13 protein-coding genes are annotated in these 12,706 nt (G+C 71.4%); 5 read left to right on the forward strand and 8 right to left on the reverse strand.

The annotated features are described in order from the left end of the window. Positions 1-6 precede the first annotated feature (6 nt). Positions 7-366: an NADH-quinone oxidoreductase subunit A gene (locus Sru02f_RS34875; RefSeq protein ID WP_003974383.1), complete on the reverse strand. Its 360-nt coding sequence runs from the start codon at positions 364-366 to the stop codon at positions 7-9. 765 nt (positions 367-1,131) lie between these two features. On the opposite strand from Sru02f_RS34875, the gene Sru02f_RS34880 reads away from it, so the two are divergent. Together Sru02f_RS34880 and def are read left to right on the forward strand one after the other, a co-directional pair. After that, positions 1,132-1,959 (forward strand): C40 family peptidase, encoded by an 828-nt coding sequence (locus Sru02f_RS34880; RefSeq protein ID WP_109035732.1) that lies wholly within the window; start codon positions 1,132-1,134, stop codon positions 1,957-1,959. A 131-nt stretch (positions 1,960-2,090) separates the two neighbouring features. Beyond that, on the forward strand, positions 2,091-2,717 hold the full coding sequence (gene def / locus Sru02f_RS34885) for a peptide deformylase (RefSeq protein ID WP_109035730.1): 627 nt from the start codon (positions 2,091-2,093) through the stop codon (positions 2,715-2,717). Positions 2,718-2,793: 76 nt separating this feature from the next. On the opposite strand, the gene Sru02f_RS34890 is transcribed toward def, so the two are convergent. Continuing rightward, the gene (locus Sru02f_RS34890) at positions 2,794-4,086 is read right to left on the reverse strand and encodes a geranylgeranyl reductase family protein (protein ID WP_109035728.1); all 1,293 of its coding nucleotides are present in this window, start codon (positions 4,084-4,086) and stop codon (positions 2,794-2,796) included. A gap of 97 nt (positions 4,087-4,183) precedes the next feature. Here Sru02f_RS34890 and Sru02f_RS34895 point away from each other — a divergent pair, with 97 nt between their 5' ends. Next, the gene (locus Sru02f_RS34895; protein ID WP_109035726.1) at positions 4,184-4,747 is read left to right on the forward strand and encodes a GNAT family N-acetyltransferase; all 564 of its coding nucleotides are present in this window, start codon (positions 4,184-4,186) and stop codon (positions 4,745-4,747) included. Positions 4,748-4,806: 59 nt separating this feature from the next. Then, entirely contained in the window at positions 4,807-5,154 is a 348-nt protein-coding gene (locus Sru02f_RS34900) for a PASTA domain-containing protein (protein ID WP_109035850.1), read from the forward strand. On the opposite strand, the gene Sru02f_RS34905 is transcribed toward Sru02f_RS34900, so the two are convergent. Genes Sru02f_RS34905 through Sru02f_RS34920 form a run of 4 tightly spaced genes read right to left on the reverse strand, consistent with a single transcriptional unit; the run spans position 5,141 to position 9,628 of the window. Further along, complete coding sequence (locus tag Sru02f_RS34905) at positions 5,141-5,836, reverse strand: demethylmenaquinone methyltransferase (RefSeq protein WP_109035724.1); 696 nt, start codon at positions 5,834-5,836, stop codon at positions 5,141-5,143. The two genes, Sru02f_RS34900 and Sru02f_RS34905, sit on opposite strands and share 14 nt — an antisense overlap. A 43-nt stretch (positions 5,837-5,879) precedes the next feature. Further along, the gene (locus Sru02f_RS34910; RefSeq protein ID WP_109035722.1) at positions 5,880-6,971 is read right to left on the reverse strand and encodes an acyltransferase family protein; all 1,092 of its coding nucleotides are present in this window, start codon (positions 6,969-6,971) and stop codon (positions 5,880-5,882) included. After that, entirely contained in the window at positions 6,971-9,217 is a 2,247-nt protein-coding gene (locus tag Sru02f_RS34915) for a bifunctional polysaccharide deacetylase/glycosyltransferase family 2 protein (RefSeq protein WP_109035720.1), read from the reverse strand. Before Sru02f_RS34915 ends, Sru02f_RS34910 begins: the two co-directional genes overlap by 1 nt. A gap of 18 nt (positions 9,218-9,235) precedes the next feature. After that, entirely contained in the window at positions 9,236-9,628 is a 393-nt protein-coding gene (locus tag Sru02f_RS34920) for a hypothetical protein (RefSeq protein WP_109035717.1), read from the reverse strand. A gap of 193 nt (positions 9,629-9,821) precedes the next feature. On the opposite strand from Sru02f_RS34920, the gene Sru02f_RS34925 reads away from it, so the two are divergent. Further along, positions 9,822-10,826 (forward strand): chitinase, encoded by a 1,005-nt coding sequence (locus tag Sru02f_RS34925; protein ID WP_109035715.1) that lies wholly within the window; start codon positions 9,822-9,824, stop codon positions 10,824-10,826. A 36-nt stretch (positions 10,827-10,862) separates the two neighbouring features. On the opposite strand, the gene Sru02f_RS34930 is transcribed toward Sru02f_RS34925, so the two are convergent. Both Sru02f_RS34930 and mqnC read right to left on the reverse strand, forming a co-directional pair. Further along, on the reverse strand, positions 10,863-11,462 hold the full coding sequence (locus Sru02f_RS34930) for a hypothetical protein (protein ID WP_109035713.1): 600 nt from the start codon (positions 11,460-11,462) through the stop codon (positions 10,863-10,865). 7 nt (positions 11,463-11,469) lie between these two features. Further along, complete coding sequence (gene mqnC, locus Sru02f_RS34935; RefSeq protein ID WP_109035711.1) at positions 11,470-12,669, reverse strand: cyclic dehypoxanthinyl futalosine synthase; 1,200 nt, start codon at positions 12,667-12,669, stop codon at positions 11,470-11,472. Between the last annotated feature and the right edge of the window lie 37 nt (positions 12,670-12,706).

Genomic DNA, 12,706 nt, shown 5'->3' on the forward strand with positions numbered 1-12,706 from the left:
GGCCCCTCAGTCCCATTCCAGGCCGCCGCGCCGCCATACGTACGCGTACGCGACGAAGACGGTGAGCACGAAGAGCAGCATCTCCACGAGCCCGAAAATCCCCAGGGCGTCGAAGGTGACGGCCCAGGGGTAGAGGAAGACGATCTCGATATCGAAGATGATGAAGAGCATCGCCGTCAGGTAGTACTTGATGGGGAAGCGCCCGCCGCCGGCCGGCGTGGGGGTCGGCTCGATGCCGCACTCGTAGGCCTCGAGCTTCGCCCGGTTGTACCGCTTCGGACCGATCAGCGTGGCCATCACCACGGAGAAGATCGCAAAGCCTGCCCCGAGGGCTCCCAGTACGAGGATGGGCGCATACGCGTTCACCGCTCCTCGCTCCTCTCAGTCGGCACTGACTGCTGGCGGTTGCACTGGACTCACAGCCGCCCCAACAGCCCCACGAGCCCCGCCCGTCCCGACGAAGATCGCGAACATGTGAAGCAGGTCACAAGCCCAACTGCCTCGCATCCTATGCCCGACACTCTGTGATCTGCGACACGGGGTATTGCACAAGCTTTGTGATCTCCACCACCTGACGAACGATCATGAAGTCGGATGAGCAGTGATCTTCACACAAGAAGCGTTCACCTGATCACCAGAGGTGACATTTTCGCTCGTCGTCGCTGGCCAGAGGGCTTGAGCGGGGTGCGTCTCAATATCAAGATGGTTCCCTTGCATGCAAATTGGCGCTGGACGTCCGCCCTTGATAGAGGAGGCGTTCACACGTCAGGGGGAGCACCGTGAGTGATGTGGACACGTGCGCGCGTTCACGAGCGGGCGCGGGTGACACGGCCGACGCCTCGCACGCGACGGACGCGTGCGCCGGGGTAACCGTTCCGTGACCTGTGCCACATTCATGAGAGGCGTCTGAGAACCGGGCTTGGCCAAGTGCCCCAACAAGTGGTAAGCGCGGGGCAATTCGGGCGTAACGATCAAAGACCGTGATCACAGGCCGGTTACGGCCCGTCCGCAATGTCCGTTACGGCGTCAATAAAGAGCGACACGCCCGGGATTCGGCGGCCCGATTGAACAACTGTGGCGCAGGACACGTTTCTTGAAGGTATGGAGGAGCTACTGATACCGGTTGTCCCTATGTCCCACACCGCTCACATACGCAGCCACCGGAAGCCCCGCCGCAGCGCGTCGACGATCGCGATGCGGACCGGAGTTGCCGGTGGCGTCCTCAGCACCCTGGCAGTGGCCGGTGCGTCGGGGGCGGCCCACGCGGCCGAACCCGTGACGCAGACCCTCGAACTGCCCACCCTGACGGCCGACCTGGCCGCTCAGGTCGCCCAGTCCGCGGACGTCACGCAGCAGGCGGCCGCGAGCTACCAGCTGCAGGCCGAGCGTGACGCGGCGGCCGCCAAGGCCGCCAAGCAGGCCAAGACGGACCTCGCCGAGGCCAAGAAGAAGGCCGCGGAGGCCAAGAAGAAGGCCGAGGAGGCCGCGCGCAAGGAGGCCGCCGAGCGCGCCTCGCGCGCCGCCGAGCGCACCACCCTGAGCGCATCCTCGGACACCGGCTCCTCCACCGGCAGCAGCACCGGCACCAGCACGTCCACGGCGACCGGTTCGGCCGCCGCCGTCGTCTCCTTCGTGCAGGCCCAGGTCGGCAAGGCGTACGTCTCCGGCGCCACCGGCCCGTCCGCCTACGACTGCTCCGGTCTCGTGCAGGCCGCCTTCAAGCAGGTCGGCATCAGCCTGCCCCGCGTCTCCCAGGCGCAGTCGACGGCCGGCACCCAGGTCGGGCTGGACAACCTCCAGCCGGGCGACATCCTCTACTGGGGCGGCGCGGGCAGCGCGTACCACGTGGGTGTCTACGTCGGCGGCGGCATGTTCGTCGGCGCGCAGAACTCCTCCACGGGCGTCGTGGAGAAGCCGCTCTCCTACGACCCGCCGAGCGGCGCGGTGCGCGTGCTGTAAGCCGCACCCACCCGTACACGCGCGACAGGGCCGCAGCCGCTCGGGGGCTGCGGCCCTGCGGCCTCTCCTGGCATGCTCGGCGCGCGGGCCGGTTCCCGCCGGCCCGTCCACGAGCCGAAGGAGAGAACGTCATGCCGAGCGTCTTCGTCCAGGGGCGGCCCACCGCCTCCTACCCCCCGTTCGCGCCCGAGGCACGGCGCGGAGCGGTGCGGCGCGTCACCGAGGTCGGCGAGCAGGTGCTGCACCGGCCGTGCCGGGACGTCACCGAGTTCGGACCCGACCTCGCCGCGCTGATCGACGACATGTTCCGCACCATGTACGTCGCGGAAGGGGCCGGACTGGCGGCCAATCAGGTCGGGGTGGACCTGCGCCTGTTCGTCTACGACTGCCCGGACGACGACGGTGTCCGACATGTCGGACACATCGTCAACCCTGTCCTCGACGCCCTCGACCCGGCCGCGCGCCGGCTGCTCGACGAGGGCGAGGGGTGCCTGTCCGTGCCGGGCGCCGTCATGGCCGTACCGCGGCCCGACCGGGCCGTCGTGCGCGGCCTGGACAAGGACGGCGCGCCGCTCGCCATCGAGGGCACCGGCTACTTCGCGCGCTGCCTCGCCCACGAGACCGACCACGTGAACGGGCACGTCTACCTGGACCGGCTCTCCGGCCGGGAGCGGAAGGCGGCGCTGCGGCAGTCGGCGGACCGGCGCGAGGAGGTCTTCGCGCGCCGGGCCGCCAACGCCGCGGCCTTCGCCGCCTGACCGGCCCCCGGGCCCGGCACCGGAGCCCGGCACCGGAGCCCGGCCTCAGGGCCCAGCCTTCGGCCGGGCCCTCGGTTCACGCCTTCGGCGCGACCTTGCTCAGTCCGTTGATGATGCGGTCCATCGCGTCGCCGCCCGTCGGGTCCGTCAGGTTGGCGAGCATCTTCAGGGTGAACTTCATCAGGACCGGGTGGGTGAGGCCGCGCTGGGTCGCGATCTGCATGACCTTCGGGTTGCCGATGAGCTTCACGAAGGCGCGGCCCAGGTTGTAGTAGCCGCCGTAGGTGTCCTTCAGGACGCGCGGGTAGCGCTGCAGGGCGATCTCGCGCTGGGCCGACGTCGCCCGCGCGTGGGCCTGCACGACGACGTCGGCGGCGATCTGGCCGGACTCCATGGCGTAGGCGATGCCCTCGCCGTTGAAGGGGTTCACCAGGCCGCCGGCGTCGCCGACGAGGAGCAGGCCCTTGGTGTAGTGGGGCTGGCGGTTGAAGGCCATGGGCAGCGCGGCGCCGCGGATCGGGCCGGTCATGTTGTCCGGGGTGTAGCCCCAGTCCTCGGGCATGGACGCGCACCAGGCCTTGAGGATCTCGCGCCAGTCCAGTTCCTTGAAGGCGGCGGAGGTGTTCAGGACGCCCAGGCCGACGTTGGAGGTGCCGTCGCCCATGCCGAAGACCCAGCCGTAGCCGGGCAGCAGGCGGTCCTGCGGGCCGCGCCGGTCCCACAGCTCCAGCCAGGACTCCAGGTAGTCGTCGTCGTGGCGGGGCGAGGTGAAGTAGGTGCGGACGGCGACGCCCATCGGGCGGTCCTCGCGGCGGTGCAGGCCCATCGCCAGGGACAGCCGGGTGGAGTTGCCGTCGGCGGCCACGACCAGCGGCGCGTGGAAGGTCACCTCGCGCTTGTCCTCGCCCAGCTTGGCGTGCACGCCGGTGATGCGGCCGGTGCGGTCGTCCACGATCGGCGCGCCCACGTTGCAGCGCTCGTACAGCCGGGCGCCCGCCTTCTGGGCCTGCCGGGCGAGCTGCTCGTCGAAGTCGTCGCGCTTGCGGACGAGTCCGTAGTCGGGGAAGGAGGCGAGATCCGGCCAGTCCAGCTGGAGGCGCGAGCCGCCGCCGATGATGCGCAGGCCCTTGTTGCGCAGCCAGCCGGCCTCCTCGGAGATGTCGATGCCCATGGCGACGAGTTGCTTGACCGCGCGCGGGGTGAGGCCGTCGCCGCAGACCTTCTCCCTGGGAAACGCGGTCTTCTCGAGGAGCAGGACGTCCAGTCCCGACCTGGCCAGGTGGTACGCGGTCGTGGAGCCGGCCGGCCCCGCGCCCACGACGATGACGTCGGCGGTGTTCTCGGAGAGCGGCTCAGTCTCGACGGTCACGGCGGGATCTCCCCAAGTTCGGAATCTGCGTGCCGACCGGCACTGGTCATGGGCAGTCTATTCAGCGTCACCGACCACCCGGCTGAAGGGCTGCCCAGTGAAGCGACCTCTCCCCGTTGTACGGCTGCGCGTCCCCACCGACGAGGACGCCGTCGCCTGGCACCGGATCTTCGACGACCCGGACGTCATGGAGTTCCACGGCGGGAGGGCGGCGGAGCTGTCCGTCTACGAGGAGCTGACCGCCCGCCAGCGCCGGCACGACGCCGAGCACGGCTTCTGCCTGTGGACCGTGGTGGACGAGTCCGGGCAGGTCGTGGGGTTCACCGGCGCCCAGCCGTGGCCGGGGGACTGGGGCCCCAAGGGCGAGATCGAGATCGGCTGGCGGCTCGGCCGGGCGCACTGGGGCAGGGGGTACGTCACGGCGGCCGCGCGGCAGACGCTGGAGCGGGTGCGCGGTGCGGGTGTGGCGGAAGTGGTCGCGATGGTCGACGCGCGCAACGCCCGGTCCATCGCGGTCACGGAGCGGCTGGGCATGCGGCTCGCCGAGGTCTTCACGATCCCGTCCTCCGAGCAGCGGGGGCACTGCTACCGCCTCGACCTGCACCAGCGGCAGAACCCCGACATCACTCAGGGTAACCGAATGTCACAGTCAGCCACTTGACGCTTCCGGGCGGTGCGCGGGCGGCGCTACTGTGCCGGGTACCGCTGGGGGTGACGTCCGTGCGACTGGTGTCCGAGCAGCCCGATGTCCGCGTCCCGCGCCTGGTCGGCCTCATGGCCGTGGACGCGTACGAGACCGCCCACGTCCAGGGTCTGTCCCTGTACGCGCCGGACCGGCCCGATCTCCGGGCCGCCGTCGTCGACCACGTCGTACGCCAGTATCCGCGGCCCGGTGCGCAGGTGCCGCGCGAGTCCGTGGTGTACGTGTGGTTCGACTTCGGCGAGGGTGAGGGCGGCGGGGGCATCCGCGAGCCGCGCGTGCCCCGTCCGCCGCTGGGCGGGCTCCGCCGGGAGCTGGCGGAGCCGGGGGAACCGCCGTCCTACTGCGCCGCGCTCAGCTCGCCTTGAAGCCGCGGTGCAGGGTCACCACGCCGCCCGTCAGGTTGCGCCACGCGACCCTGGACCAGCCGGCCTTGCCCAGCCGCGCGGCGAGCGCCGGCTGGTCGGGCCAGGCCCGGATGGACTCGGCGAGGTAGACGTACGCGTCGGGGTTGGACGACACCGCGCGGGCCACCGGCGGCAGGGCGCGCATCAGGTACTCGGTGTAGACGGTGCGGAACGGCGCCCAGGTCGGGTGCGAGAACTCGCAGATGACGACCCGGCCGCCGGGCCGCGTCACCCGGTACATCTCGCGCAGCGCGGCGTCCGTGTCCTGGACGTTGCGCAGCCCGAAGGAGATGGTGACGGCGTCGAAGACGTCGTCCTTGAACGGCAGCCGCGTCGCGTCGCCCGCGGTGAACGGCAGCCAGGAGTGCCGTTCCTTGCCGACCTTGAGCATGCCCTGGGAGAAGTCGCAGGGGACGACGTAGGCGCCGGTGCGGGCGAAGGGGAGGGACGAGGTCGCCGTGCCGGCCGCCAGGTCCAGGACCTTCTGCGCCGGGCGGGCGTCGACGGCTCTGGCGACCGCCTTGCGCCACGCCCGGTCCTGGCCGAGCGAGAGCACGGCGTTCGTCAGGTCGTACCGTTCCGCGACGTGGTCGAACATCGAGGCGACTTCGTGCGGCTGCTTGTTCAGGGAGGCGCGGGTCACGGGCCCATTGTTGCAGCACCCGCCCCTGCCGCCGCCGACGGGCTCACGGCAGCAGACGGGGCCGCTTCCGCGCGGCGACGTCCTCCACCCACCCGAACAGCAGCACGAACACCGCGACCAGCGCCCAGCCCACCCCGAGCAGGAACCACTGGCTCTCCAACGGCAGGTACGCCTCGAAGGCGGGCACGTCCCAGCACCGGTCGATCAGCGGTACGGCCAGGACGAGGGCCAGCTCGTGCCAGAGGTAGACGGTCACCGCGCGGGCGTTGAACACCGTGACCAGCCGGTCCAGCCGCCGCAGCCGGACCAGTCCCGAGAAGTCGACCCGGAACCGCGCCTTGGAGTACATCAGCAGCGTCACGAACCCGGCCGACCAGAAGGCCTGCGCGAGCGGGATGTCGTCGAGGTCGTAGGTGCCGTACTCCGCCCGGTGCGCGAAGGCGTACCAGGCGCCGCAGACGAGGGCCGCGAGCGACAGGACGACGACCGCGGCCGGCTTCAGCCGTCCCAGCACGCCCTCGCGGTGGGCGAAGCCGAGGATCCAGCAGAAGAGGTACGTGGCGAGGTCGAGCAGCCCGGTGCCGAAGCGGTTCTCCGGCGGCTGCCAGAGGAACTGGAACGCCACGACCGGCGCCAGCGACAGCAGCAGCACCGGCACGGGCGCGAGCCGGAAGACCCGCAGCAGCAACGGGGAGAGCAGCACGAACCACAGGTACGTCCTGAGGTACCAGAGGATCTCCCAGGCCTGCTCGCCCCACGCGCTGCCCGGCGGGTCGCCGAGCGGCACGACCCAGTAGACGATCTGCCACCCCGGCATCCAGCCGCGCGCCAGCATCGCGCCCACCACGAACAGGCCCCAGCACCAGAACGGCGGCAGCAGGCGGCGCAGCCGGTTCCTGAGCACCGTGGCGGCGGGACGCCGCAGCGAGCGGGCCATCAGGGTGCCGCCCAGGCCGAACATGATCCCCATGGACGGGAAGACCAGCCCGGCCCAGGGCCAGCCGAACGCGTGGTACGCGACGACCCGGACGAGGGCGAGGGCCCGCAGGGTGTCGAAGTAGCGGTCCCGGACCGCCGGGGCGGCCCCCTCCTCACCCGGCACGGTGCGCACGGCGCCCCTGCTGTGCGCGCCCATCAGCCGGTCCCCGCCGGCGTCCCCACCTCGCCGGTCCGTTTCAGTTTCTGCCAACGCAGCCGCCCGCCGGTCAGCGCGGTGACGCAGGAGTGGATGAGGACGAGGTACATCATCTGCCGGTACGCCAGCTGCTGGAGCGGCATCATCAGCAGGTACCGGTACTTCTCCCGGTCGAGCCGGAAGGCGTACGCCGCGCACACCAGCTGCACGCCCAGCACCGCGAGCCACGCGAGGAGCGCCGCGCGGAAGTCGACGAACAGCATCGAGTAGACGGTGAACACGTCGATGAGCGGCGCGAAGACCGGCGTGACCACCTGGAAGAGCACCACCAGCGGCATCCCGACCCGCCCGAAGCGTCCCGAGGGGCCCTTGTCCGTCAGCGACCGGCGGTGCTTCCACAGCGCCTGCATCGTGCCGTAGGACCAGCGGTAGCGCTGCGACCAGAGCTGGCCGAGCGACCCGGGCGCCTCCGTCCAGGCGCGGGCGTGCTCCTCGTAGACCACCCGCCAGCCCGCGCGGTGCAGGGCGATGGTGATGTCGGTGTCCTCGGCGAGGGTGTCGTCGCTCATGCCGCCCACCTGGAGGACCGCCGCGCGCCGGAAGGCGCCGATCGCGCCGGGGATGGTGGGCATGCAGCGCAGCAGGTCGTACATGCGCCGGTCGAGGTTAAAGCCCATCACGTACTCGATGTGCTGCCAGGCGCCGATGAGGGTGCGCCGGTTGCCGACCTTGGCGTTGCCCGCGACCGCGCCGACGCCGGGGTCGGCGAAGGGCTGCACCAGGTGCCGTACGGTGTCGGGCTCGAAGACGGTGTCGCCGTCCATCATCACGACGATGTCGTACCGGGCGTGCCGGACGCCGTTGTTGAGGGCGGCGGGCTTGCCGGCGTTGGCCTGCCGCACGACCCGGACGCCGGGCAGTCCGAGGGACTCGGCGATGTCCGCCGTGCCGTCCGTCGAACCGTCGTCCACGACGATGATCTCGATCGGGTGCGTACTGCGGGCCAGGGATCTCAGGGTCGCCTCGATGCACTCCTTCTCGTTGTACGCCGGGACGATCACGCTCACCGGTCCGGTGACGGGCGGGCCCCAGCTGAAGCGGCGTCTGTTGCGCTGCCGGTGGTGGCGGCGGGCGAGGACCAGCATCATCGCGAACCGGCCCATGACGGCCACGCCCACGACGACGAGCCCGACCGACAGCGCGGGGACCGTCCACTCGGCGACGGCGACGGCCGCGATCAGCGCCCTGCCCTCGTAGAGGGTGGCGCCGGTGGCCTCGTGGTGGGCGGCCTGGAGGCTGTCGCCGGAACCGGTCGTGTCCGGCGCCGCGGCGGAGGGCCCGCCCGTGGGCCGCTGATCGGCCATGACACCGCTGACCGTGGTGAAGGTGTACCCCTTCGCCTTCATCTTCTCGATGTACTTCGGCAGCGCCTCGATGGTCTGCGACCGCTCGCCCCCGGCGTCGTGGAAGAGGACGGAGGCCCCCTCGTCGTCCTCCGGCGTGGCCCACTCGACGATCTTCGAGACGCCGGGCCGTTTCCAGTCGTCGCTGTCGGTGTCGATGAAGACGCTGGTGTAGCCGTCCGCGCCGAGGCTCTCGTAGACGGGCCAGCTGTAGTTGTCGATGGCGTCCGTCTGGGAGGAGTACGGCGCCCGGAACAGCGTGGTGGTGATGCCGGCCGCACCCGCCAGGGCGAGCTGGGTCTGCTCGATCTCTCGGGTGACGCGGGCCTGGCTCTGGTAGGAGAGGTCGACGTGGGTGAAGGTGTGGACGCCCACCTCGTTGCCCTGCTCGACCATGTCCCGCACGATCCCCGGGTGGCGCGAGACCATCGAGCCGACCAGGAAGAACGTGCCGGGCACGTCGTACTTCTCGAGAATGTCCAGCACCTGGGGCGTCCAGGTGGGGTCGGGGCCGTCGTCGAAGGTCAGCACGATCGTCTTGTCCGGGACGGAGACGGTGGTGGGCTGTCCGCCGGGGAAGGACAGGATCGGCCCGCCGTCGAGCACGTCGTCGGGGACGTCGCTCGCCGAGGCCCCGGTGCGTACCCGCTGGTCGCCGCCGACCTCGGCGCGCAGATAGCCGTCGAGGAGCATCACGCAGGTCAGCGCGAGCAGGAGGAGCAGGGCGAGGAGGACACGCGGGCGTTGCAGTGCGGCGGCCCGGCCGGCGGCCCGTTCCATCCGGGAGGGGGCACGGCGGCGGCCCCGCGCGGGCGGGGTGGGGGATGAGGTGGGCGTGGTCATGAGCGTGGGGGCGTCCGGTCAGTCGGTGGGGGCGGTGGTGGCGGCGCTGGGGACCGCACTGGGCGAGACGGAGGGTGCGGGGCTCGGCGGCACGCCCGTGGGCGCGACGCCGCCCTGCGGACGCGTACCGCCGCCGGGACCCGGGCCGCCCTCGGGTCCACCACCGCCGCCGACGCCGAAGGGCAGCAGCGACGACGGGTTGACCGAGATGCCGACACCCATGAAGGCCAGGCCCAGGACGGCCGTGTAGCCGACGCACACGGCTCCCACCAGCAGACCCAGCCGGCGCAGCAGCCGGGCCCGGCGTCCGGTGCTGTCGACGAACACGGGCCCCTCGGCGGGCGCGGTGCCGCGTTTGCGACGACGACCGCGCGTGGCGGCTCGGGAGGCGGTGACAGGCTCGGATCGCATGCCCCGGACGTTAGGGAGCCTTGCCTGTCGCGAACTGTCAGTTCCTTGAGAGATCCCGGTGAGAAGCGGCTCTTCCTGTCCGTTTCCTGGGAGATGACGCCGAACACTGCCCTTTCCTCAGCGAACGCCCAGGTAGGCGTGGCACCTTCACTGGTCCGACGACGACATTGGACGAGAACGGGAGAGTGCGCTCATGAGGGTTCACCGGACCGCGACAGCCGGGTGCGCCCTGTTGTTCGCCCTGGCCACCGCGGGCTGCGCCGGACAGGACGACGGCACCACCGACGCGGCCCCCGCATCGCCGTCGGCATCGTCCGAGCCGACCACCGCCTACGCCCCCTACGTCAGCGCCACCACCGCGTCCGCCACCGACATGGCGGGCTCCCCCACGACGTACAACCTGGCGTTCGTCATCTCGTCCGGCGACGACTGCGTCCCCCGCTGGAACGGCGTCCAGGACATCGCCGACGCCTCCGTCGCCTCCCGCGTCGAGAAGCTGCGGGAGTCCGGCGCCACCGTCCGCGTCTCCTTCGGCGGCGCCTCCGGCACGGAGCTGGCGGCGGCCTGCGGCAGCGCCTCCGCACTGGCGGCGGCGTACGGCACCGCCCTGGACGCGGCCGGTTCGACGCGGGCGGACTTCGACGTCGAGGGCGACGCGCTGACCGACGCCGACTCCGTCGCGCTGCGCTCGGAGGCGATCGCGCTGCTCCAGGAGCAACGGGACGACCTGGAGGTCTCCTTCACCCTCCCGGTGATGCCCACGGGCCTGGACACCGACGGCCTGGCGCTGCTGGCGTCGGCCAACGACCACGGCGTACGGGTCTCCGCGGTCAACCTCATGACCATGAACTACGGCGAGTCGTACACCGCCGACATGGGCGACTACGCCCTCGCCTCGGCGAAGGCGGCGCACACCCAGCTGAGGAAGGTCTTCGGCACCTCCGACGCGGACGCCTGGCGGGGCATGGCGCTCACCTCGATGCTCGGCGTCAACGACGTCGCCGGTGAGACCTTCACGCTCGCGGACGCCGCCGAGGTCCGCGCCTTCGCCGAGGAGAAGGGCATCGCCTGGGTGTCGATGTGGGCGGCGTTCCGGGACGTGCAATGCGCCGAGGACGCGTCGGCCACCGACGCGCTCACCACGTGCAGCGGCGTGGCGCAGGAGGACGGGGCGTTCGGGACGGCGTTCGGCGCGTAGGCCGGGGCGTCGGACGAGCCCCGCGGGGCCGCGCGGTCAGCGCCCCCGGTACACCAGACGGCCGCCCACGACGGTGGCCACGCATGTGGACGCGCCCTCCCGCACGAGCGCGGCCCGGTCGGGTACGTCGAACACCGCGAACCGGGCGGGCTTCCCGGCAGCGAGTGCGGGCAGCAGCACCAGCGGCACCGGCGAGAAGGACGCGGGTCCGGGCAGGGTGGCCGGACGCCCCGCCAGGGCGAGCCCCGCTCCGCGTACCGCGTCCAGGGCCGCGCGACTCCGCAGCTCGCCGGCGACGGCGACCGTTCCGTGCGCCAGCATGCGTTGCACCCCTCGGCGCGCGCTGGCGCCCCGCGCGGACGCCTCCGCACCGAGGAGGGCGAGCGCGCGCTGCCCGAAGACCGGCTCGGTGCCCAGCCGGTCCGCTTCGCGCGGGTCGGGGTGGTACGCCTGCTCCAGCAGTTCCGGGCCGTACGGGTTGAGCAGTCCGGGCGTCAGGATGCCGGGCCACCGGCGCACCCGCGCCCGCGGGTGGTCGGCGGCCAGCGCCTCGTACGGGCCGACGGCGGCGAGCTGCGCACCGTCGACCACGACGGCCGCCTCGGGCGAGGCCTCACAGACGTGGATCGTCAGCACGGCGGCCTCAGTTGGGGGCCAGCAGCTTCAGCTCGGGGTGGGCCGTGCCGCCCTCGATCGCCGTGGAGGAGATGTGGGAGACGACGCGCTCGTCGACGGGGTCGTTCGCCGGGTCGTCGTGCACGACGAGGTGCTCGTACGTCGTGGCCCGCTGCGCCGGGACCCGCCCCGCCTTGCGGATCAGGTCGATGATCTCCAGCCGGTTGGACCGGTGCTTGGCGCCCGCGGAGGAGACGACGTTCTCCTCGAGCATGATCGAGCCGAGGTCGTCCGCGCCGTAGTGCAGGGAGAGCTGGCCGACCTCCTTGCCGGTGGTCAGCCAGGAGCCCTGGATGTGGGCGACGTTGTCGAGGAACATGCGGGCGATGGCGATCATCCGCAGGTACTCGAAGAGCGTGGCCTGCGTGCGGCCCTTCAGGTGGTTGTTCTCGGGCTGGTAGGTGTACGGGATGAAGGCGCGGAAGCCGCCGGTGCGGTCCTGCACGTCCCGGATCATCCGCAGGTGCTCGATGCGCTCGGCGTTGGTCTCGCCGGTGCCCATCAGCATGGTGGACGTCGACTCGACGCCCAGCCCGTGCGCGATCTCCATGATCTCCAGCCAGCGCTCGCCGGACTCCTTCAGCGGCGCGATGGCCTTGCGCGGCCGCTCGGGCAGCAGCTCCGCACCGGCACCGGCGAAGGAGTCGAGTCCGGCGGCGTGGATGCGGGTGACGGCCTCCTCGACCGACACCTTCGAGATCCGCGCCATGTGCTCGACCTCGCTCGCCCCCAGGCTGTGGATGACGAGCTGCGGGAACTCCTTCTTGATGGCGGCGAAGTGCTCCTCGTAGTACTCGACGCCGTAGTCCGGGTGGTGGCCGCCCTGGAACATGATCTGCGTACCGCCCAGTTCGACCGTCTCCGCGCAGCGGCGCAGGATGTCGTCGAGGTCGCGGCTCCAGCCCTTCTTGGTGTCCTTGGGGGCCGCGTAGAAGGCGCAGAACTTGCACGCCGTGACGCACACGTTCGTGTAGTTGATGTTGCGCTCGATGATGTACGTCGCGATGTGCTCCGTACCCGCGTACCGGCGCCTGCGTACGGCGTCGGCGGCGGCGCCCAGCGCGTGCAGCGGGGCGTCGCGATAGAGGTCGAGCGCCTCTTCGGGGGTGATTCGCCCACCGGCGGCGGCGCGGTCGAGGATGGGCTGAAGGTCGGCCTTCTCGGTCACCGGCGTCCCTTTCGCAAGGTTCGTAAGGGTTGTGGAC

The sequence above is a fragment of the Streptomyces rubrogriseus genome (genome assembly GCF_027947575.1).
GTDB classification, from domain to species: Bacteria; Actinomycetota; Actinomycetes; order Streptomycetales; family Streptomycetaceae; genus Streptomyces; species Streptomyces rubrogriseus.

What these genes read in the sequence shown, in the direction of transcription:
- Sru02f_RS34880 (WP_109035732.1), top strand. Translation starts at nt 1,132, where the DNA reads ATGTCCCACACCGCTCACATACGCAGCCACCGGAAGCCCCGCCGCAGC.
- def (WP_109035730.1), top strand. Translation starts at nt 2,091, where the DNA reads ATGCCGAGCGTCTTCGTCCAGGGGCGGCCCACCGCCTCCTACCCCCCG.
- Sru02f_RS34910 (WP_109035722.1), bottom strand. Translation starts at nt 6,971, where the DNA reads ATGGGCGCGCACAGCAGGGGCGCCGTGCGCACCGTGCCGGGTGAGGAG.
- Sru02f_RS34915 (WP_109035720.1), bottom strand. Translation starts at nt 9,217, where the DNA reads ATGACCACGCCCACCTCATCCCCCACCCCGCCCGCGCGGGGCCGCCGC.
- Sru02f_RS34920 (WP_109035717.1), bottom strand. Translation starts at nt 9,628, where the DNA reads ATGCGATCCGAGCCTGTCACCGCCTCCCGAGCCGCCACGCGCGGTCGT.
- Sru02f_RS34925 (WP_109035715.1), top strand. Translation starts at nt 9,822, where the DNA reads ATGAGGGTTCACCGGACCGCGACAGCCGGGTGCGCCCTGTTGTTCGCC.